An 18,255-nucleotide genomic window follows, 5' to 3' on the forward strand; every position below is an offset into this window, starting at 1 on the left:
GGGGTATCTGGCAGGTTTCTTCATTCAGGATGTTTATAGGTCCGGCCTGCTCAAAAGGAAGGTGACTTATGCGTATAGACCGTTTAACCAGCAAATTACAGTTAGCTCTGTCCGACGCCCAATCCCTGGCCGTCGGCCTTGATCATCCGGGCATCGAACCTGCGCACTTGATGCAGGCCATGCTCGAACAGCAGGGTGGTTCGATCAAACCCCTGCTGATGCAGGTGGGTTTTGATGTCAACAGCCTGCGAAAAGAGCTGACTAAAGAGCTCGACCAGCTGCCGAAAATCCAGAACCCCACCGGCGACGTCAACATGTCGCAGGATCTGGCGCGCCTGCTCAACCAGGCTGATCGCCTGGCCCAGCAGAAGGGCGATCAATTCATCTCCAGCGAGCTGGTGCTCCTGGCGGCGATGGACGAAAACAGCAAGCTTGGCAAATTGTTGCTGGGCCAGGGTGTGAGCAAAAAAGCCCTGGAAAACGCCATCAATAATCTGCGTGGGGGCGATGCTGTCAATGACGCCAACCACGAAGAGTCGCGCCAGGCTCTGGATAAATACACCGTCGACCTGACCAAGCGCGCCGAAGACGGCAAACTCGATCCGGTGATCGGTCGTGACGACGAGATTCGCCGGACGATCCAGGTGCTGCAGCGTCGGACGAAAAACAACCCGGTGCTGATCGGTGAGCCTGGCGTGGGTAAAACTGCGATTGCCGAAGGCCTGGCCCAGCGCATCATCAACGGTGAAGTGCCGGATGGCCTCAAGGGCAAGCGCCTGTTGTCCCTGGACATGGGCGCGCTGATTGCCGGTGCGAAGTACCGGGGTGAGTTCGAAGAGCGCCTCAAATCCCTGCTGAACGAGCTGTCGAAGCAGGAAGGGCAGATCATTCTGTTCATCGACGAACTGCACACCATGGTCGGCGCCGGTAAAGGCGAAGGCTCGATGGATGCGGGCAACATGCTCAAGCCGGCACTGGCCCGGGGTGAGTTGCACTGCGTGGGCGCCACTACGCTCAACGAGTACCGTCAATATATAGAGAAGGACGCGGCGCTTGAGCGGCGTTTCCAGAAAGTCCTGGTGGATGAACCGAGCGAAGAGGACACCATCGCGATCCTGCGTGGCCTCAAAGAGCGTTACGAAGTTCACCACAAGGTGGCGATCACCGATGGTGCAATCATCGCGGCGGCCAAGCTCAGCCACCGCTACATTACTGACCGTCAGTTGCCGGATAAAGCCATCGACCTGATCGACGAGGCCGCCAGCCGCATCCGCATGGAGATCGACTCCAAGCCGGAAGTGCTGGACCGTCTGGAACGCCGCCTGATTCAACTGAAAGTGGAATCCCAGGCGCTGAAGAAAGAGAGCGACGACGCGGCGAAGAAACGCCTGGAAAAACTCCAGGAAGAAATTGCCCGCCTCGAGCGTGAGTATTCGGACCTCGAAGAGATCTGGAACGCGGAGAAAGCCGAAGTCCAGGGTTCTGCGCAGATCCAGCAGAAAATCGAGCAGTCCCGTCAGGAGCTGGAAGCCGCCCGCCGCAAAGGCGACCTGAACCGCATGGCCGAGTTGCAGTACGGGGTGATCCCGGATCTGGAACGCAGCCTGCAAATGGTCGACCAGCATGGCAAGAGCGAGAACCAGTTGCTGCGCAGCAAGGTGACTGAGGAAGAGATCGCCGAAGTGGTGTCCAAGTGGACCGGCATCCCCGTGTCGAAAATGCTCGAAGGCGAGCGCGACAAGCTGATGAAGATGGAAAGCCTGTTGCACCAACGCGTGATCGGCCAGAACGAAGCGGTGATTGCCGTTTCCAACGCAGTGCGGCGCTCGCGTGCCGGGTTGTCCGATCCGAACCGTCCGAGCGGCTCGTTCATGTTCCTCGGCCCGACCGGGGTGGGTAAAACCGAGCTGTGCAAGGCGCTGGCCGAGTTCCTTTTCGATACTGAAGAGGCGATGGTGCGGATCGACATGTCCGAGTTCATGGAGAAACACTCCGTGGCTCGCTTGATCGGGGCGCCACCAGGGTACGTAGGCTATGAGGAGGGCGGTTACCTGACCGAGGCGGTGCGTCGCAAGCCTTATTCGGTGATCCTCCTGGATGAGGTCGAGAAGGCCCACCCGGATGTGTTCAACATCCTTCTGCAAGTGCTGGAAGATGGCCGCCTGACCGACAGTCATGGGCGCACTGTGGACTTCAAGAACACGGTGATAGTCATGACCTCTAACCTTGGGTCGGTACAGATCCAGGAGCTGGTAGGTGATCGCGAGGCCCAGCGCGCGGCGGTGATGGATGCGATTTCCACGCACTTCCGGCCGGAGTTCATCAACCGGGTCGACGAAGTGGTGATTTTCGAGCCGCTGGCTCGTGATCAGATCGCCGGTATTACCGAGATCCAGTTGAGTCGCCTGCGCAGCCGCCTGACCGAACGGGAGCTGAAGCTCGAACTCAGCCCTGAGGCAATGGACAAGCTGATAGCCGTCGGTTACGACCCGGTGTATGGCGCACGGCCACTTAAACGTGCGATTCAGCGCTGGATCGAGAACCCGCTGGCACAGCTGATCTTGTCGGGTCGGTTCATGGCTGGGGACACTGCCAAAGGTGTCGTGGAAAACGACGAAATCGTGTTCGTCTGAGCCACGACGGCAACAAAACCTGTGAGGCCTCGCATTGCGAGGCCTTTTTTTCGTTAGGCTGTTGAACTCAAAGGAAAAGGCTTGTAAAGTGCGCCCCGCAGTAAGTCACCCGGAAGGGTTTCTGCTCCCCAAGCGGGAATCTGAATTAAGTTGCAAATCATTAACTTGAATGCAAATTAGGGGGTTGACAGAGGTGCTTAAGATTGTAGAATAGCGCGCCTCAGACACACGAACGCAGCGATGCAGGCGGGTCGAAGAGACGCAGTAAAAGCTTCAAATGTTGTAATTGAAATATGTAGTTCCGTGATAGCTCAGTCGGTAGAGCAAATGACTGTTAATCATTGGGTCCCAGGTTCGAGTCCTGGTCACGGAGCCAATTTCAAACCGGGGTATAGCGCAGTCCGGTAGCGCGCCTGCTTTGGGAGCAGGATGTCAGGAGTTCGAATCCCCTTACCCCGACCATTTTTGGGTCGTTAGCTCAGTTGGTAGAGCAGTTGGCTTTTAACCAATTGGTCGTAGGTTCGAATCCCACACGACCCACCATTTTTGAAACCAGTTAGCGCTGGGATCGAATCTTAAGATCAGAGGCCAAAAGCGCTGATCGAAGAAGGCGATCTTTGAAAGGTCGCCTTTTTTTTACCGGGGTATAGCGCAGTCCGGTAGCGCGCCTGCTTTGGGAGCAGGATGTCAGGAGTTCGAATCCCCTTACCCCGACCATATTAAAAATCCTCGTATCGAAAGATACGGGGATTTTTTTTGCCTGTTGCAAAAGCTTGTGAAAAAAGCCCCGCGTTTTCCTGATTGGAAAAGCGGGGCACGTTTCGACTCTGCAAGACTCAGCTGTTGTCCTTGAGGTGTTCGAACAAGCCTTTTGGCATTTTTTTGCCGTTGGCTTCGTAGTTGGCCTTCACGTTATCAAAAGCCTCCTGCTCGTCGATCTGGCCGTCATGGTTGGTGTCGATCTTGTCGAAATCCGCCTTGGGCGCGACTTTCAGAAATTCCGCGCGGGAAACCTTGCCGTCGCCATCGGTATCAGTCTGGGCCATGGACTCATCGCCGCATTTGCCTTCGCCACATTTGCCTTCGGGAGTTTTCACCACCTGTTCCGCCGATGCCAACAGATAACCCTGGGCCAGGGGCTGGGATGCGAACACGGAGCCAGACAACATCATGCCACCGGCCAGAACCGCGCCGAGCAATCCAATGGTGTTAGAGGTACGGGACATTTCAATTCTCCTGGGTTGCACAACACAACCGCTCGATAAAGGGTCTGATCACCGAAGCAGGCGGGATGCCTTGCTCGGGTGTGGCCATTTAGCGGGTGGGGTGTATCGCTACTGTGTCGTGCGAGGAGGGAGTTGTAAGCGAAGGGGCTGGATCGGGGCGGAGGATACAGTGGGACACAAACGCCCAACTCAATGTGGCAAAAACAACTGTAGGAGTGAGTCTGCTCGCGATAGCGGTATTTCAGTCGATGCAGATGCTGACTGGCATTCCGCTATCGCGAGCAGGCCCGCTCCTACAGTTGATCTCTCACAAGTTTGAAATCAGTGCAATTTCAGTCGCGGTTCGGTGCCCCGGCCGATCTTGCTGCCCAGCATCAGCATCGCCGTGCGAAACGCGCCATACAGCGCCATCTGGTGCATGCGATACAGCGACACATAAAACATCCGCGCCAGCCAGCCTTCCAGCATCACGCTGCCGGTCAGGTTGCCCATCAGGTTACCCACAGCGGAAAACCGTGACAGCGAGATCAGCGAACCGTAGTCGGTGTATTTGTATTCCGGCAAAGCCTTGCCTTCGATCCGCAGCTTCAGCGACTTGGCCAGCAAGGACGCCTGCTGATGCGCTGCCTGGGCGCGTGGCGGAACGTTGCGATCGGTGCCCGGTTGTGGGCAGGCGGCGCAGTCACCGAAGGCAAAGATGTTTTCGTCGCGGGTGGTCTGCAGCGTCGGCAGGACCTGCAACTGGTTGATGCGGTTGGTTTCCAGGCCATCGATGTCCTTGAGGAAACCCGGCGCGCGAATCCCGGCGGCCCAGACTTTCAGGCTGGCGTTGATCACTTTGCCATCGGCGGTGATCAGGCTGTCAGCGGTCACTTCGCTCACGGCCGCATTGGTCATGACGTTGACCCCGAGCTTCTCCAGGGTTTTATGCACAGGCCCGCCAATCCGCTCGGGCAGGGCTGGCAACACTCGCGGCCCGGCTTCGATCAGGGTGATGTGCATGTTTTCCGGTTTGATCCGGTCCAGGCCGTAGGCCGCCAGTTCATGGGCTGCGTTATGCAGCTCGGCTGCCAGTTCGACCCCGGTCGCGCCGGCGCCAACGATGGCCACGCTGATCTGCTCGACTTTGTCAGTCTGCCCCGCATGCGCTCGCAGGTAGTGATTGAGCAGTTGCTGGTGAAACCGCTCGGCCTGTTTGCGGGTGTCGAGAAACAGGCAATGCTGCGCCGCACCCTGGGTGCCGAAATCGTTGGTGGTACTGCCGACCGCAATCACCAGCGAGTCGTAGCCCAATTCCCGTGCGGGCACCAGCTCGATGCCGGCTTCGTCGTAAGTGGCGGCCAGCTGGATTTTCTGCTGGGCGCGATCAAGCCCGCTCATGCGCCCCAGCTGGAACTCGAAGTGGTTCCATTTCGCCTGGGCAACGTAGTTGAGTTCGTCTTCGGAAGAATTAAGGGAACCGGCGGCCACTTCATGCAGCAAAGGTTTCCAGATGTGGGTCAGGTTCGCGTCGACCAGCATCACACTGGCCGTGCCGCGCTTGCCCAGAGTCTTACCCAGACGGGTAGCCAACTCCAGACCGCCGGCGCCGCCGCCAACGATGACAATACGATGAGTCATGGGGATATCTCGCAAGGCTAAAAGAAATCGGTGCAGTTACCCTCGCGAGCGCAATGCGGCTCATAGCGTCAGGTAACTGATAAATCGGCTCAACAGGCCCAAACCAATGGTCACTGCCAACACCAGCACCAGGAGCATCCACGGCCGGAATGGCCGGCGCTCGACTCGGTGCTGGGACAAGTGCAGGTACTCTTCGACATGCTTTTGGTCGTCGGGGTTCAGGCGGCTGGTCATAAAGCCCTCGTCAGATAGACGTTGCGCAAGGTATGAAAGCTACAGGCTGAGTTAATAAAGCTTGCACGGAGCATAGCCGATGCGGGCCGGCGACTCACAGACTGATGCCGACATCGAAGACGATGCTGCGACCCAGGTTACTGCGCAGGAAGTCCGGAGCATCCGGATGGGCGAACAGCACGCGGGCAAAGGTCGGCCCCACCAGCGATAACGAGCGCCAACCCTGGCGCAGGTATTCGGTGGGTGGTGGGAAATGGCTATTGAGGTCCAGCACTTCGCGCTTGAGGCTGGCGAAGGCAATGATGTCGAGCTCGCCAAGGTCCATGCCGCGCTCTTTGTAGTTGTGTGCCTTCTTGCGCAAGGTCGGGGCAAGTCTGAGCAGGAATTCGTTGGCGGGAATGCGTTTGGGTTTTGCCTCTCGACGCACCAGTGAGCTCAGGGAAAAAGCACTGCGCCGGCGCTGCAATTCATCGCGCCACTCATCGTTGAGGCGCCGGCCCTCGTCCAATACGAAGAACACCTCGAAACTGGCGTCACGGAATAGTACGTCGGGCGGCTCGCCGGCAGGCGCAAATTCGTCCACTCGGTAGGGAATGTTCAGCCCTTGCAGCAGGCGCTGGCACACCCAACGCTCGCGCTCCCATTTGCGGGCATTGGACAGGAACGCGTTGGCTTGCTCGGCCGCGATGGTCAGCAGGCGTAAGTAATCAGAGTCATCCATAGGCCCAAGCTTAGCGTTCAAATGCGCTGGCAAAGAAGACAATTTATTGCGCCAGGGCGAAGGCCATTGGCAGGCCAGCCCCTTCTCGCACCCATTCGGGAGCCTGCACAAAACGGATAGCGATCTGCGCGCAGTGGATATTTCCTCGCGTCCGGCGGCTTTACCCTCGGCTTTACGGGACGTTAGCCGCTTTTACGACGCTCTGAAATAACAACAACAAGAGATAAACGCCATGCGCAAAATTGACGTACATGAGGTCATCGACAATGCACGCTTCAATCGCTTCCACTGGATGGTGCTGTTCTGGTGTGCCCTGATCATCATCTTCGACGGTTACGATTTGGTGATCTACGGCGTGGTCCTGCCGATGCTGATGAAAGAGTGGGGGCTCACGCCCTTGCAGGCCGGTGCGCTGGGTAGCTACGCATTGTTCGGAATGATGTTTGGTGCGCTGTTTTTTGGCCCGCTGTCGGACCGGATCGGCCGCAAGAAAGCCATCACGATCTGCGTAATGCTGTTCAGCGGGTTTACCGTACTCAACGGATTCGCCCGTAACCCCACCGAATTTGGCGTGTGTCGCTTTATTGCCGGCCTGGGTATCGGCGGGGTGATGCCCAACGTCGTGGCGCTGATGAACGAATACGCGCCGAAGAAAATCCGCAGCACCCTGGTGGCGATCATGTTCAGCGGTTACTCCGTGGGCGGCATGCTCTCGGCAGGGCTGGGGATCGTGCTGATCCCGAGCTTCGGTTGGCAGTCGGTGTTTTACGTCGCCGTGCTGCCGTTGCTGCTGCTGCCGCTGATCATGTATTTCCTGCCTGAGTCGGTGGGTTTCATGCTGCGCCAGGGCCGCGATGAAGAGGCACGCAACATTCTTCAACGGGTCGATCCGGCGTACGTCGCGCAAGCCGGCGATCAACTGGACATGAGCGAAGTGAAGGGCACCGGAACCCCGGTGTTGCAATTGTTTCGCGAGGGTCGGGCACTGCGCACGCTGATGCTGTGGCTGGCATTCTTCTGCTGCCTGCTGATGGTCTACGCCTTGAGTTCGTGGCTGCCAAAACTGATGGCCAATGCCGGTTATAGCCTGGGTTCGAGCCTGTCTTTCCTGCTGGTGCTCAACTTCGGGGCGATTTTCGGCGCAGTCGGTGGCGGCGTGCTGGGGGACAAATTGAACCTGCCACGGGTGCTGGCGGTGTTCTTCGCCATGGCGGCCGTTTCGATCACCTTGCTTGGCTTCAACAGTCCGATGCCGCTGCTGTACCTGCTGATAGCCATCGCCGGTGCAACCACCATCGGATCGCAGATTCTGTTGTACGCCTGCGCCGCACAGTTCTACTCGATGACCATTCGTTCCACCGGGCTCGGCTGGGCCTCGGGTATCGGACGCAATGGTGCAATCGTCGGCCCGCTGCTGGGTGGCGCCTTACTCGGCATCAACCTGCCACTGCAACTCAACTTCATGGCCTTTGCGATGCCGGGTGCGGTGGCGGCCATTGCCATGACCGTGTTCGCTATCAGCAGTCGGCGTAGCGCCAGGCATGGGCAGTCAATGGTTGACCATGCACCTGCCGCAGCGGTCGGCGAAGCTTCATGAAAGCCTTGTTGCGAGACTTCTCCCTGTCGGCGGCCGTCGCGGGTTTTATCGCGACGGTTATTTCCTACGCGGGCCCGCTGGTGATCATCTTCCAGGCCGCCGAGACCGCACAGCTTTCGCGAGAAGTGCTGTCGTCCTGGGTTTGGGCGATATCCATCGGCAGCGCCGTGCTGGGTATCGGTTTGAGCCTGCGTTACCGGGTGCCGGTGATCATTGCCTGGTCCGCGCCGGGTTCGGCGCTGCTGGTGGCGCTGTTGCCGGGTATCTCGATGCCGGAGGCGGTGGGCGCATACCTGGTCAGCAGCCTGATTATTTTTCTGGTCGGCGTGTCGGGGGCGTTTGACCGGATCATCGGCAAACTGCCTGCGGCCATTGCTGCGGCGATGCTGGCGGGAATTCTATTCAGCTTCGGCACCGGGTTATTTGTGTCATTGCAGGGCAAGCCGCTGCTGGTGCTGGCGATGTTCGTCACCTACCTGATCTGCAAACGGTTGATGCCGCGTTATGCGGTGTTGATGGTGCTGCTGGTGGGCTGCTCGATAGCCTATTTCGCTGGCGATCTGCACAGCGAAGCACTGGTGATTGGCCTGGCGACTCCGGTGTGGATTACGCCGCAGTTTACGTTGAGCGCAACCCTGAACATCGCATTGCCACTGGTGATGGTGGCACTGACCGGCCAGTTTGTGCCGGGCATGGCGGTGTTGCGCGCCAGTGGATACCCGACGCCAGCCGGTCCGATTATCGCCAGCAGCGCATTGGGCACGGCGTTGCTGGCACCGTTCGGTTGCCACGGGCTGAATCTGGCGGCGATCACCGCGGCTATCTGCACCGGTCGCGAAGCGCATGAGGATCCCCGCAAGCGCTATGTGGCTGGCGTTGTCGGCGGCCTGTGTTACCTGGTGCTGGGGATCTTCGGCGCCACCCTGGTTTCGTTGTTCTCGGCCTTTCCCAAAGAACTGATCGCCGCGCTCGCGGGGCTGGCCTTGTTCGCGGCGATTGCCGGGGCTTTGGCGGGGGCAATGGCTGTGCCGGGTGATCGTGAAGCGGCGTTAGTGACCTTTCTCACCACGGCTTCGGGCATGTCGTTGTTCGGTTTGTCAGCGGCATTTTGGGGCCTGATTTTCGGCATGGCCACCCACCTTCTGTTAAACGCCCGCCGCGAAAATGCGGCGGCTGAAGCACTTCCGACTGTCGATCAATAAAAACAAGAGAAAAGACAATGAAACAGATTTTCCCAACGACCGGTCCGGTGTTGTCGATGGCGCTCGTCTCGAGTTTCTCTGCAGGTGCTCTGGCCGAGGAGAAGGGCTTTATCGAGGACACCACGGCCACCTTGCAAGCGCGCAATTACTACTTCAGCCGGGACTTCTCCGATATCGTCGGGGCAAACCAGCAATCGAAGGCTGAAGAGTGGGCGCAGGGCTTTATTCTCAACGTCAAATCCGGCTATACCCAGGGGCCAGTGGGGTTTGGCGTTGACGTGATCGGCCTGCTCGGCCTCAAGCTCGACAGCAGTCCGGACCGGGTCAATACCGGTTTGCTGCCGGTCAAAGATGACGGGCGCGCGGCAGACGATTACAGCCGCATGGAAGCGGCGTTGAAGGTGCGCTATTCGAAAACCGAACTCAAAGTGGGTGAGCTGCAACCTAATCTGCCGGTGCTGGTGTTCAGTGATATCCGCCTGCTGCCACCCAGCTATCAGGGCGCGAGCATCAGCTCAAATGAGATCAACGGCCTGACGTTGCAGGGTGGCCACTTGCGCACCACCAGCTTGCGCAACGAAGCGGGCGACGAAAAAATGCAGGCCATGCTGGGCCATGTGCCGCAGCGCCAGGTCAGCAGCGACGGCTTCAATTTTGCCGGTGCCGATTATGCCTTCAACGATAAACGCAGTTCGGTCAGCGCCTGGTACGGGCAACTGGAAGATATCTACAGTCAGCGTTTCCTCGGCCTGAAACACAGTCAGCCAATGGGCGACTGGATTCTGGGTGCCAATATTGGCTATTTCGATTCGCGCGAAGATGGCCAGAAACTGCTGGGTAACATCGACAACCAGGCGTTCTTTTCCCTGTTGTCGGCCAAGCGCGCAGGCCATACGTTCTATGTCGGGTATCAGGGGATGTTCGGTGACAGCGCTTTTCCACGGGTGTTTGCCAATATCTCGCCGCTGGGCAACGAAGTGCCGACCTACGAGTTTGCCTACACGGACGAGCGTTCGTGGCAAGCGCGGTATGACTACGACTTCGCCGCGTTGGGCGTGCCGGGTCTGACCAGTACCGTGCGTTACATTTCCGGTAATAACGTCGACACCGGGCAAGGCTTCGAGGGCAAGGACCGCGAGCGTGATCTTGACCTGGGGTACGTGGTACAGGGTGGCAGCCTCAAAGGCCTGGGGATACGCGTACGTAACGTGATGGCGCGTTCAAACTATCGCAGTGACATCGACGAAAATCGTCTGATTTTCAGCTACACCTGGACCTTGCTGTGACGCCTTGATCACAAATCGCAGTTGCCCATCACTTGATACGTTACACGTTGGGTCTGGCCTTGGTGGTCGATGTAGACCATGGTCGCCGGCACTACGTCACAGCCGGTCGGGGTGTCAGTGATCGACACTACTTTGGCGATGTCCAGCGGGTGCGCCGGGTCGTAGGGGGTGGCGGCTGGCTCGTTGGAAGCGGCCATGGCTGAGCTGGCCACCAAGGTAAAAAGCAGGGCGGTAAGGGTTTTCATCTGGGTTCTCCGAGTTGATTCTGTTGCTTGAATTTTAGTCTTTGCCACCATTGGATAAAGAGGGGCGGGGCCGATTCAGCGTTGCAGGAAACGTAACAATCGCTGGGTTCCACATCGATCAGCGTGGCGCAACAACCTCGGTGTAGACTGAAAATCCTCCCGGCATTCAAAAAGGAGTAAGCACAGCCATGATCGGCGCCGAGCTGCTGTCAGCTGAAACCCTCACAGTCGGATGGCTGATTTACGTGCCGATCCTGATCTGGGCCATAGCGCGCTCGCCCTGGGTCGAACTGTTCAGCGATCGCCGGCGCCAGCACCTGTTGTTCGGTACCGTGTTCGCGCTGTTTATGCTCTGGCTGGTAAGAAGGGATTTCGACACTGGCGTGTCCTATCACTTTCTCGGCATGACCGCCGTTACCCTGTTGCTCGACTGGCCATTGGCATTGGTTGGTGGATTAGTCGCGCAAGCAGGGTTGGTGATGCTCGGGCGCCAGGACCTGGCAGCGATGGGGGTGAACGGTGCATTGCTGATCGCGTTGCCGGTGTTGATCACGGAGAGCTGCGCGATCCTGGTCGAGCGCGCGCAACCGCGCAATCCGTTCGTCTACATCTTCGTTTCCGGTTTTTTCGCGGCAGCGCTGTCGGCCTTGTTGTGCCTGCTGCTGGCGTTGTGGTTGCTGTGGTTCGACGGACGTTTTGTGATGCCGTACTGGCTGGAGGATTTCGTCGGGTACCTGTGGCTGATCATTTTCCCCGAAGCATTTATCAACGGCATGATCGTCAGCGCATTGGTGGTGTTCAGCCCCGAATGGCTCGAAACCTTCAATCGCACGCGTTACCTTTCCGCGCCCTGGAAAGACGACGACCCCAAGTCCTGATGCTCACCTGGCTGCCGAGGTCTCGCGCAGGCCAGCAATCAATGGCGAGGTTCAAAGTCCTCGCTGAACAGGTCGTCTTCGGCATCCGGGCTCACCGGAATCTTGTGTTCTTCAGACGCCCAGGCGCCCAGGTCGATCAATTTGCAACGATCCGAACAGAACGGCCGGAAGGTATTGTCAGTGCTCCATTCGACGGGGGCGCCACAGGTTGGGCAGTTGACGGTTGGGGTTTGGCTCATGACTGGCCTCCACGCAATGTAAGGTAAAAGTGATGCAGGCGTTCGACCTCGCTGTGCAGCCAGGCGAGGTCGCGGTCGTTGACCACCACATCGTCGGCATGACTCAAGCGGTCCTGGCGACTGGACTGGGCCTTGAGGATTGCCTGCACTTGCTGTTCGCTGCTTTGGTCGCGCTGCAAAGTGCGTTCGATCTGTAGCTGCTCGGGCGCATCGATCACCAGCACCCGTTGCGTCATGGCGTACTGGCCGGACTCGATCAGCAGCGGCGAAACCAGAATCGCGTAGGGCGATTGTGCCTTGCCCAGGTAGTCGGTTATTTCCCTGGCGATCAGCGGATGCAGCAGCGCTTCTAGCCAGCGACGTTCCTCGGGCACTTCGAAGATCAGTTTGCGCAACGCCGCGCGATCCAGTTGTCCGTCGGTTTGCAGCACGCCGGCTCCGAAGTGTTCGGCAATCTGCGCCAACGCTGGACGGCCAGGTTCCACCACCCAGCGTGCAGCATGGTCGGCGTCGATCAGGTGCACGCCCAGGTCGATGAAGTGCTGGGCTGCCGCACTTTTGCCGCTGCCGATGCCGCCGGTCAGGCCAAGAATCCAGGGTTTTTCCACAGGGGTATTCATTTCAAACCGACAAACTGCCAATAGAAGTCGGTTATTTGACCACCCCAGAGCAAGGCAATCCAGCCGGCAATTGCCAAATAGGGCCCAAAGGGCATTGGCGTCGAGGTTTTGGCGTTACGCAAGCGCAGCATCGCCACGCCGATGATGGCGCCCACCAGGGATGACAGCAGGAGTGTCAGGGGCAGGATCTGCCAGCCCCCCCAGGCGCCGAGCATCGCCAGCAGCTTGAAATCACCGTGGCCCATGCCGTCCTTGCCGGTCACCAGCTTGAACACCCAGAACACCGACCACAACACCAGGTAACCGGCGATCGCCCCCCACAGCGCTTCATGCAGGGGTACGAACAACTCGAAACTGTTGGCAATCAATCCCAGCCACATCAGCGGCAGCACCAGGACGTCCGGCAGCAACTGATGCTCGGCGTCGATCAGACTCATGGCCAGCAGGCCCCAGGTCAGGAACAGCATGAGGCCAGCTGGCCAACCGAAGCCAAAGTGCCAGGCGATGAACCCAGACAACAGGCCACAGGCCAGTTCGGTCAATGGGTAACGCTTGCTGATCGGCGCCGCGCAGCCAGAGCAGCGGCCTCGCAGAAATACGTAGCTGATGACCGGGATGTTTTCCCACGCGCGGATCGAATGACCACAGTGCGGGCATTGCGAGTGAGGCAGCATCAGGTTGTAGGTGGGCAGGGGCGCAGGGGCGGGCTGGCCGAGAATGTCTTGCGCCTGCAGGCGCCATTCACGCTCGAGCATCTTTGGCAGGCGCCACACCAGCACATTCAGGAAACTGCCGACCAGCAGGCCCAGCACGACGGCCAGCGCCACGAAGCCCAGCGGATAGTGCTGGAGGATTTCATTCAAGGGCATATCAGATCGCTGCGCCGAGTTGGAAGATAGGCAGGTACATGGCAACCACCAGGCCGCCGACAATAATCCCCAGCACTACCATGATGAACGGCTCCATGAGGCTGGTGAGGTTATCGACCATGTTGTCGACCTCGGCTTCGTAGAAGCTCGCGACTTTGTCGAGCATATCGTCGAGGGCGCCTGACTCCTCGCCAATCGCCGCCATCTGGATCGCCATGTTCGGAAACACGCCGGAAGTGCGCATGGCGAAGTTCAGCTGCATCCCGGTCGACACGTCTTGCTTGATCCGCAGCACCGCACGTTTGAACACAATGTTGCCGGTGGCGCCCGCCACTGACTCCAGGGCCTCCACGAGCGGCACGCCGGCGGCGAAGGTGGTAGACAGGGTGCGGGCGTAGCGGGCCACGGCAGATTTATAGAGCAGGGTGCCGACCAGGGGCAGCTTCAGCAGCCAGACGTCGGTGCGGTCGCGAAAAGCCTGGGAAGTCTTGAAGGCATGGCGCACGCCGAAGAATCCGGCGATCAGGGCGCCCAGTATCATCCACCACCACTGCTGGAGGAATTCGGACAGGCCGATGACCATCACGGTAAAGGCCGGCAACTCCGCGCCAAAGCCCTTGAACACCGATTCGAATTGCGGCACGACCTTGACCAGCAGAATCCCGGTGACAATGATCGCGACGAACACCACGGCCAGCGGGTAGGTCATGGCTTTCTTGATTTTTGCCTTGAGGCTCTCGCTCTTTTCCTTATAGGTCGCCACCCGTTCCAGCAAGGTATCCAGGGCGCCCGCCTGTTCACCCGCGTCCACCAGGTTGCAGTAGAGCTCGTCAAAATACTGCGGCTTTTTGCGCAGGGATGCGGCAAAGCTGTTGCCCGCCGCAACCTCCTGTTTGACCTCATCCACCAGCTTGCGCATGGCCGGGTTTTCGAAGCCCTCGCCGATGATGTCGAACGATTGCAGCAGCGGTACGCCGGCTTTCATCATCGTCGCCATCTGCCGGGTGAACAGGGCAATGTCCTGGGCCTTGATGCGTTTGCCCATGTTGAGAATCGACACCGACTTCTTGCGCACTTTGCCCGGGCTGATGCCTTGCTTGCGTAACTGCGCCTTGACCAGCGCCGGACTCTGACCGTTCAGCTCGCCGGTCATCTTCGTGCCTTTCCTGTCCGTACCTTCCCAGGCGTAGACACTGATTTTCGCTGCTTTGACCGCCATGTTCAGTCCTTGGTAACCCGGTTGATTTCTTCAAGGCTGGTAATACCCAGCATGGCCTTGTGCAGGCCGGAAGTACGCAGGTCATCAAAACCGTCCTTGCGCATCTGGCTATCGATTTGCAGCGAGTTGCCTTCGGCCATGATCAGGTGTTGCAGCGCAGGGGTGTTTTTCACCACTTCGTAAATCCCCACTCGACCCTTGTACCCGCCGTTGCAGTGATCGCAGCCAACCGGCTCGTAGATCGTGAAGGAGCCGATGCGCTCCTCGGGAAAACCTTCCTTGATCAAGGCTTCGTGGGGAATATCGATGGGTTTCTTGCAATGGCTGCACAGCTTGCGCGCCAGGCGCTGGGCGATGATCAGGCTGACCGAAGTTGCAATATTGAAGCCCTGCACCCCCATGTTCTGCAGGCGGGTGAGCGTTTCTGCGGCGCTGTTGGTGTGCAGGGTCGACAGCACCAAGTGACCGGTCTGGGCCGCCTTGATGGCAATTTCCGCGGTTTCGAGGTCGCGAATCTCGCCGACCATGATCACGTCCGGGTCCTGACGCAGAAAAGAGCGCAGGGCCTGGGCGAAATCCAGGCCCTGGCGGGGATTGACGTTGACCTGGTTGATGCCTTCCATATTGATTTCCACCGGATCCTCGGCGGTGGAGATGTTGATGTCCACGGTATTGAGGATGTTCAGCCCGGTGTAGAGCGACACGGTTTTGCCCGAGCCTGTGGGCCCCGTGACCAGGATCATGCCTTGCGGCTGCTTCAATGCGGCCATGTACAGGTCTTTCTGTGCTGGCTCGTAACCGAGGGCGTCGATACCCATCTGGGCGCTGGACGGATCGAGGATCCGGATCACCACTTTCTCGCCCCACAGAGTCGGCAGGGTGTTGACCCGGAAGTCGATGGACTTGCTCTTGGACAGGCGCATCTTGATCCGCCCGTCCTGAGGCTTGCGGCGCTCGGAAATGTCGAGACTGGCCATGACCTTCAAGCGCGCGGCGATGCGCCCGGCCAATTGAATCGGCGGCTTGGCGACTTCGCGCAACATGCCGTCGGTGCGCATCCGCACTCGATAGCTTTTTTCATACGGCTCGAAGTGCAGGTCGGAAGAGCCGCTCTTGATCGCGTCGAGCAGCATCTTGTGGACAAAGCGCACCACGGGCGCGTCATCGGCATCCTGACCGCCGATAGCGTCCTGACGCTCGTCCGTGGATTCGATATCGAGGCCGTCGAGGTCGACGTCGGCCATGTCCTCAAGCCCGGTGGAGTGGGTGTCGAAGAGCTTGTCGATGGCGTCGGTGAGCTTGTCGTCCTCGACCAGAATGGCTTCGGTGGTCAGCCCGGTACTGAACTGGATGTCATTGATGACCTGGTGATTGCTGGGGTCGGATACCCCGATGAACAGCTTGTTACCGCGTCGCCACAGAGGCAATACGTGGTGCTGGCGAACCAGCTTCTCGCTGACCAGGCCTTTGGGCAGGGCTTCCTTGTCGAGTGCACTGAGGTCGAACAAGGCCATGCCGAAATGTTCGGAAGCGATTTCGGCGACTTGCCGACTCTTCACCAACTTGTTCTGCACCAGATGGTTGACCAGCGAGGTGCGGTTTCTTTGGGCTTGCTGATACGCCTGTTGCGCGCTTTTTTCAGTCAGCAGCTCGGCCAGGACCAATTGTTTGGCCAGGCCGCTAAGAGCGATGTCATTCATGGGGATACCGGACGCAGACAGTTCATGACTTATAGCCTAGTCAAGGGACGGAGCCAAACCATGGCTGTTGAAGTGACAAAAAATGTCAGATAGTGCGGTTTTCGAGGGCTGCACAGGGTTCCGGTAGAAGCCGGAGCCCAGGCAGGCAGGGGGTGTAGTGCTTGGCATGGGCTGTGCTGGGGTAATTCAGATCATGAGATTCCGCCTCATGCATGGAGTTTGTCTATGAGTAACCAAAAAGGTTTTACCCTCATCGAGCTTTTGATCGTGGTGGCAATCATCGGGATTCTGGCGACGTTTGCGATTCCGGCTTATTCGAAGTATCAGGCTCGGGCGAAAGTGACGGCTGCTGCTGCGGAGGTTTCGGCGCTCAAGGTCAATTTTGAGGATGCGGTCAATTCTGGAACTGCGACCCCCACTGCGGCGTTAGTCGTGCCAGCTGGCGATTCGAAAAATTGCAAATTCACCATCAGTGCTACTGACATCGTTTGTGAACTGGTAGGTGCGCCAGCGCCTATCGCCGCTGCGAAAGTATTCCTGACTCGTGATGCAGCGAAAGGTTGGACATGCGCGACAACAGTTGCCTCCGATTATGCTCCGGCCGGCTGTGCCGCCGGTGCTACCGCGCCTACAAGCTGATAAGAATTCACCAACTCATGCATGGAACTTGCCTATGAACAGCCAAAAAGGTTTTACCCTGATCGAACTGTTGATCGTGGTCGCGATCATCGGGATTCTGGCAACGTTTGCCATTCCGGCTTATTCGAAGTATCAGGCCCGTGCCAAGATGACAGCCGCTACCGCTGAAATCTCTGCATTGAAGGTTGCGTATGAAGATGCGGTCAACTCGGGGACTGCAGCTCCAGATGTGACCGTTTTTGCACCGAATGCGGGGGCATCGCAGAACTGCACGATCACTGCAGTCACCGGTACAACATCAGGCATCCTCTGCACAGTTAAAAGCCCACCAGCAGCCATCTCCGGTGCGACCGTGACGCTGACTCGCGATGCAGCCAAGGGCTGGTCGTGCGCTACGAGTGTCGCCGCAGAGTACGCGCCGGCAGGTTGCAAGCCTACCTGATTGGTAGTTAACGGCATGTAATTGGAATGCCTCTATCGAAAGACGGGGGCATTTTTTTTAGAAATTTGCCGGCACGCAGGCTCCGCTGGAAAACCTCCGACAATTCATGGCCTTAGGCCCACGCGAAAACCCGCAACTTGCATGTCGATAAATTCCAACTCATGCAATTTGCATGATTTCGAAAATTGACCAATTTATCAACCTGTTGATTTATAACGATTTTTTGTCTGTCTCAAAGTTGGCACAGCGTTCGCAATATATCCAGTAACCCTGCTGACAAGACACGCAGCAGACTTTCCAGAAAAACAGGAGTTACTCGTATGAAGAAGTTCGCTATCACTGCCGCTGCTGCTACCGCGCTGACCCTGACCATGGCCGGTTCCGCATTTGCACAAACTACCCAAGCTACCCAGGCACCAATGGTGCTGGCTGCTGGTGAAGTGACCGAAGCCAAAGAAGCTACTTCCGATACCTGGATCACTACCAAAGTCAAAGCTGACCTGGTTACCGAAAAAGGCATTCCTGGTACCGACATCAAAGTCGAGACCAACAAAGGTGTTGTTTCCCTGTCGTCCACCGTTGCTGTGACTGACGCTCAGAAAACTACCGCCGTAGCTATCGCCAAAAAAATCAAAGGCGTCAAAGCGGTCTCCGCTGACGGCCTGAAAGCCGAGTAAGGCAAGGCTTCTCGCCTGGACCGGGAGAAGGCGCGACAGACGGGCCGAGATATACGTCTGTTGCTGCTTTGGAGTTCATGCGAAAGGTCATAAGGATGTGACCATTACAGGCCCCGGCATTCGTGTCGGGGCCTGTTTTATTGTGTCTGCAGGAAAAGCTCGCAGCCTCGTTTCTTGTAGGAGCTGCCGAGTGAAGCGAGGCTGCGAT

18 protein-coding genes and 4 tRNA genes are annotated in these 18,255 nt (G+C 58.2%); 12 read left to right on the plus strand and 10 right to left on the minus strand.

Going from position 1 to position 18,255, the window contains the following annotated elements; translation table 11 throughout:
• Positions 1-68 precede the first annotated feature (68 nt).
• The 5 genes from clpB to ORL50_RS08235 all read left to right on the plus strand — a co-directional run bounded on the left by clpB (position 69) and on the right by ORL50_RS08235 (position 3,350).
• Positions 69-2,633 carry an ATP-dependent chaperone ClpB gene (clpB, locus tag ORL50_RS08215; RefSeq protein WP_266012086.1) on the plus strand — a complete coding sequence of 855 codons (2,565 nt, stop codon included), beginning with the start codon at positions 69-71 and terminating at the stop codon, positions 2,631-2,633.
• Between the two features lie 300 nt (positions 2,634-2,933).
• Positions 2,934-3,009, plus strand: a tRNA-Asn gene (locus tag ORL50_RS08220).
• Between the two features lie 9 nt (positions 3,010-3,018).
• Positions 3,019-3,095 (plus strand) — tRNA-Pro (locus ORL50_RS08225).
• 5 nt (positions 3,096-3,100) lie between these two features.
• Positions 3,101-3,176 (plus strand) — tRNA-Lys (locus tag ORL50_RS08230).
• 97 nt (positions 3,177-3,273) lie between these two features.
• Positions 3,274-3,350: transfer RNA gene (locus tag ORL50_RS08235), tRNA-Pro, on the plus strand.
• Between the two features lie 119 nt (positions 3,351-3,469).
• On the opposite strand, the gene ORL50_RS08240 is transcribed toward ORL50_RS08235, so the two are convergent.
• The 4 genes from ORL50_RS08240 to ORL50_RS08255 form a co-directional block, all read right to left on the minus strand.
• Entirely contained in the window at positions 3,470-3,859 is a 390-nt protein-coding gene (locus ORL50_RS08240; protein ID WP_266012087.1) for an HvfA family oxazolone/thioamide-modified RiPP metallophore, read from the minus strand.
• A gap of 321 nt (positions 3,860-4,180) precedes the next feature.
• The gene (locus ORL50_RS08245) at positions 4,181-5,479 is read right to left on the minus strand and encodes an NAD(P)/FAD-dependent oxidoreductase (RefSeq protein ID WP_266012089.1); all 1,299 of its coding nucleotides are present in this window, start codon (positions 5,477-5,479) and stop codon (positions 4,181-4,183) included.
• Between the two features lie 60 nt (positions 5,480-5,539).
• Positions 5,540-5,713 (minus strand): DUF3094 domain-containing protein, encoded by a 174-nt coding sequence (locus ORL50_RS08250; protein ID WP_060543358.1) that lies wholly within the window; start codon positions 5,711-5,713, stop codon positions 5,540-5,542.
• 94 nt (positions 5,714-5,807) lie between these two features.
• Entirely contained in the window at positions 5,808-6,434 is a 627-nt protein-coding gene (locus ORL50_RS08255) for a DUF1780 domain-containing protein (protein ID WP_045059375.1), read from the minus strand.
• Positions 6,435-6,666: 232 nt separating this feature from the next.
• Between ORL50_RS08255 and ORL50_RS08260 the strand changes: the two genes are divergently transcribed.
• From ORL50_RS08260 to ORL50_RS08270, 3 genes are read left to right on the plus strand one after another with little or no spacing between them, the layout of a single operon-like run.
• Positions 6,667-8,031: an aromatic acid/H+ symport family MFS transporter gene (locus tag ORL50_RS08260; protein ID WP_266012094.1), complete on the plus strand. Its 1,365-nt coding sequence runs from the start codon at positions 6,667-6,669 to the stop codon at positions 8,029-8,031.
• Positions 8,028-9,233 (plus strand): benzoate/H(+) symporter BenE family transporter, encoded by a 1,206-nt coding sequence (locus ORL50_RS08265; RefSeq protein WP_266012096.1) that lies wholly within the window; start codon positions 8,028-8,030, stop codon positions 9,231-9,233. The genes ORL50_RS08260 and ORL50_RS08265 overlap by 4 nt, the downstream gene beginning before the upstream one ends.
• Positions 9,234-9,250: 17 nt before the next feature.
• Entirely contained in the window at positions 9,251-10,519 is a 1,269-nt protein-coding gene (locus tag ORL50_RS08270; protein WP_266012098.1) for an OprD family porin, read from the plus strand.
• An 8-nt stretch (positions 10,520-10,527) separates the two neighbouring features.
• Here ORL50_RS08270 and ORL50_RS08275 read toward each other — a convergent pair whose 3' ends face one another.
• Entirely contained in the window at positions 10,528-10,764 is a 237-nt protein-coding gene (locus ORL50_RS08275; protein WP_266012100.1) for a DUF2790 domain-containing protein, read from the minus strand.
• A 188-nt stretch (positions 10,765-10,952) separates the two neighbouring features.
• Between ORL50_RS08275 and ORL50_RS08280 the strand changes: the two genes are divergently transcribed.
• The gene (locus tag ORL50_RS08280; RefSeq protein ID WP_266012102.1) at positions 10,953-11,642 is read left to right on the plus strand and encodes an energy-coupling factor ABC transporter permease; all 690 of its coding nucleotides are present in this window, start codon (positions 10,953-10,955) and stop codon (positions 11,640-11,642) included.
• A 38-nt stretch (positions 11,643-11,680) separates the two neighbouring features.
• Here ORL50_RS08280 and yacG read toward each other — a convergent pair whose 3' ends face one another.
• The 5 genes from yacG to pilB are packed head-to-tail and all read right to left on the minus strand — an operon-like array spanning position 11,681 to position 16,289.
• On the minus strand, positions 11,681-11,881 hold the full coding sequence (gene yacG / locus ORL50_RS08285; RefSeq protein WP_266012104.1) for a DNA gyrase inhibitor YacG: 201 nt from the start codon (positions 11,879-11,881) through the stop codon (positions 11,681-11,683).
• A complete protein-coding gene (coaE, locus tag ORL50_RS08290; RefSeq protein ID WP_266012106.1) occupies positions 11,878-12,501 on the minus strand; it encodes a dephospho-CoA kinase in 624 nt (207 codons plus the stop codon). The genes yacG and coaE overlap by 4 nt, the downstream gene beginning before the upstream one ends.
• Positions 12,498-13,370: a prepilin peptidase gene (locus tag ORL50_RS08295; RefSeq protein ID WP_266012108.1), complete on the minus strand. Its 873-nt coding sequence runs from the start codon at positions 13,368-13,370 to the stop codon at positions 12,498-12,500. Before ORL50_RS08295 ends, coaE begins: the two co-directional genes overlap by 4 nt.
• Before the next feature lies 1 nt (position 13,371).
• The gene (locus ORL50_RS08300) at positions 13,372-14,589 is read right to left on the minus strand and encodes a type II secretion system F family protein (protein ID WP_266012110.1); all 1,218 of its coding nucleotides are present in this window, start codon (positions 14,587-14,589) and stop codon (positions 13,372-13,374) included.
• Between the two features lie 2 nt (positions 14,590-14,591).
• Positions 14,592-16,289 carry a type IV-A pilus assembly ATPase PilB gene (gene pilB / locus ORL50_RS08305; RefSeq protein WP_266012112.1) on the minus strand — a complete coding sequence of 566 codons (1,698 nt, stop codon included), beginning with the start codon at positions 16,287-16,289 and terminating at the stop codon, positions 14,592-14,594.
• A gap of 225 nt (positions 16,290-16,514) precedes the next feature.
• Here pilB and ORL50_RS08310 point away from each other — a divergent pair, with 225 nt between their 5' ends.
• From ORL50_RS08310 to ORL50_RS08320, 3 genes are all read left to right on the plus strand, one after another.
• The gene (locus tag ORL50_RS08310) at positions 16,515-16,928 is read left to right on the plus strand and encodes a pilin (protein ID WP_266012114.1); all 414 of its coding nucleotides are present in this window, start codon (positions 16,515-16,517) and stop codon (positions 16,926-16,928) included.
• A gap of 34 nt (positions 16,929-16,962) precedes the next feature.
• Positions 16,963-17,370, plus strand: coding sequence for a pilin (locus tag ORL50_RS08315; protein WP_266012116.1), 408 nt, complete (start codon positions 16,963-16,965; stop codon positions 17,368-17,370).
• A gap of 320 nt (positions 17,371-17,690) precedes the next feature.
• Positions 17,691-18,047 carry a BON domain-containing protein gene (locus tag ORL50_RS08320; RefSeq protein WP_266012118.1) on the plus strand — a complete coding sequence of 119 codons (357 nt, stop codon included), beginning with the start codon at positions 17,691-17,693 and terminating at the stop codon, positions 18,045-18,047.
• The last annotated feature ends 208 nt before the right edge of the window (positions 18,048-18,255 follow it).

Origin of the sequence: Pseudomonas sp. RIT-562 (assembly GCF_026241895.1) — a bacterium.
GTDB classification, from domain to species: domain Bacteria; phylum Pseudomonadota; class Gammaproteobacteria; order Pseudomonadales; family Pseudomonadaceae; genus Aquipseudomonas; species Aquipseudomonas mandelii_F.

Bases quoted from the DNA above. Each gene is read 5' to 3' on its own strand.
- clpB (WP_266012086.1), top strand. From the start codon at position 69: ATGCGTATAGACCGTTTAACCAGCAAATTACAGTTAGCTCTGTCCGAC.
- ORL50_RS08240 (WP_266012087.1), bottom strand. From the start codon at position 3,859: ATGTCCCGTACCTCTAACACCATTGGATTGCTCGGCGCGGTTCTGGCC.
- ORL50_RS08245 (WP_266012089.1), bottom strand. From the start codon at position 5,479: ATGACTCATCGTATTGTCATCGTTGGCGGCGGCGCCGGCGGTCTGGAG.
- ORL50_RS08250 (WP_060543358.1), bottom strand. From the start codon at position 5,713: ATGACCAGCCGCCTGAACCCCGACGACCAAAAGCATGTCGAAGAGTAC.
- ORL50_RS08255 (WP_045059375.1), bottom strand. From the start codon at position 6,434: ATGGATGACTCTGATTACTTACGCCTGCTGACCATCGCGGCCGAGCAA.
- ORL50_RS08260 (WP_266012094.1), top strand. From the start codon at position 6,667: ATGCGCAAAATTGACGTACATGAGGTCATCGACAATGCACGCTTCAAT.
- ORL50_RS08265 (WP_266012096.1), top strand. From the start codon at position 8,028: ATGAAAGCCTTGTTGCGAGACTTCTCCCTGTCGGCGGCCGTCGCGGGT.
- ORL50_RS08270 (WP_266012098.1), top strand. From the start codon at position 9,251: ATGAAACAGATTTTCCCAACGACCGGTCCGGTGTTGTCGATGGCGCTC.
- ORL50_RS08275 (WP_266012100.1), bottom strand. From the start codon at position 10,764: ATGAAAACCCTTACCGCCCTGCTTTTTACCTTGGTGGCCAGCTCAGCC.
- ORL50_RS08280 (WP_266012102.1), top strand. From the start codon at position 10,953: ATGATCGGCGCCGAGCTGCTGTCAGCTGAAACCCTCACAGTCGGATGG.
- yacG (WP_266012104.1), bottom strand. From the start codon at position 11,881: ATGAGCCAAACCCCAACCGTCAACTGCCCAACCTGTGGCGCCCCCGTC.
- coaE (WP_266012106.1), bottom strand. From the start codon at position 12,501: ATGAATACCCCTGTGGAAAAACCCTGGATTCTTGGCCTGACCGGCGGC.
- ORL50_RS08295 (WP_266012108.1), bottom strand. From the start codon at position 13,370: ATGCCCTTGAATGAAATCCTCCAGCACTATCCGCTGGGCTTCGTGGCG.
- ORL50_RS08300 (WP_266012110.1), bottom strand. From the start codon at position 14,589: ATGGCGGTCAAAGCAGCGAAAATCAGTGTCTACGCCTGGGAAGGTACG.
- pilB (WP_266012112.1), bottom strand. From the start codon at position 16,289: ATGAATGACATCGCTCTTAGCGGCCTGGCCAAACAATTGGTCCTGGCC.
- ORL50_RS08310 (WP_266012114.1), top strand. From the start codon at position 16,515: ATGAGTAACCAAAAAGGTTTTACCCTCATCGAGCTTTTGATCGTGGTG.
- ORL50_RS08315 (WP_266012116.1), top strand. From the start codon at position 16,963: ATGAACAGCCAAAAAGGTTTTACCCTGATCGAACTGTTGATCGTGGTC.
- ORL50_RS08320 (WP_266012118.1), top strand. From the start codon at position 17,691: ATGAAGAAGTTCGCTATCACTGCCGCTGCTGCTACCGCGCTGACCCTG.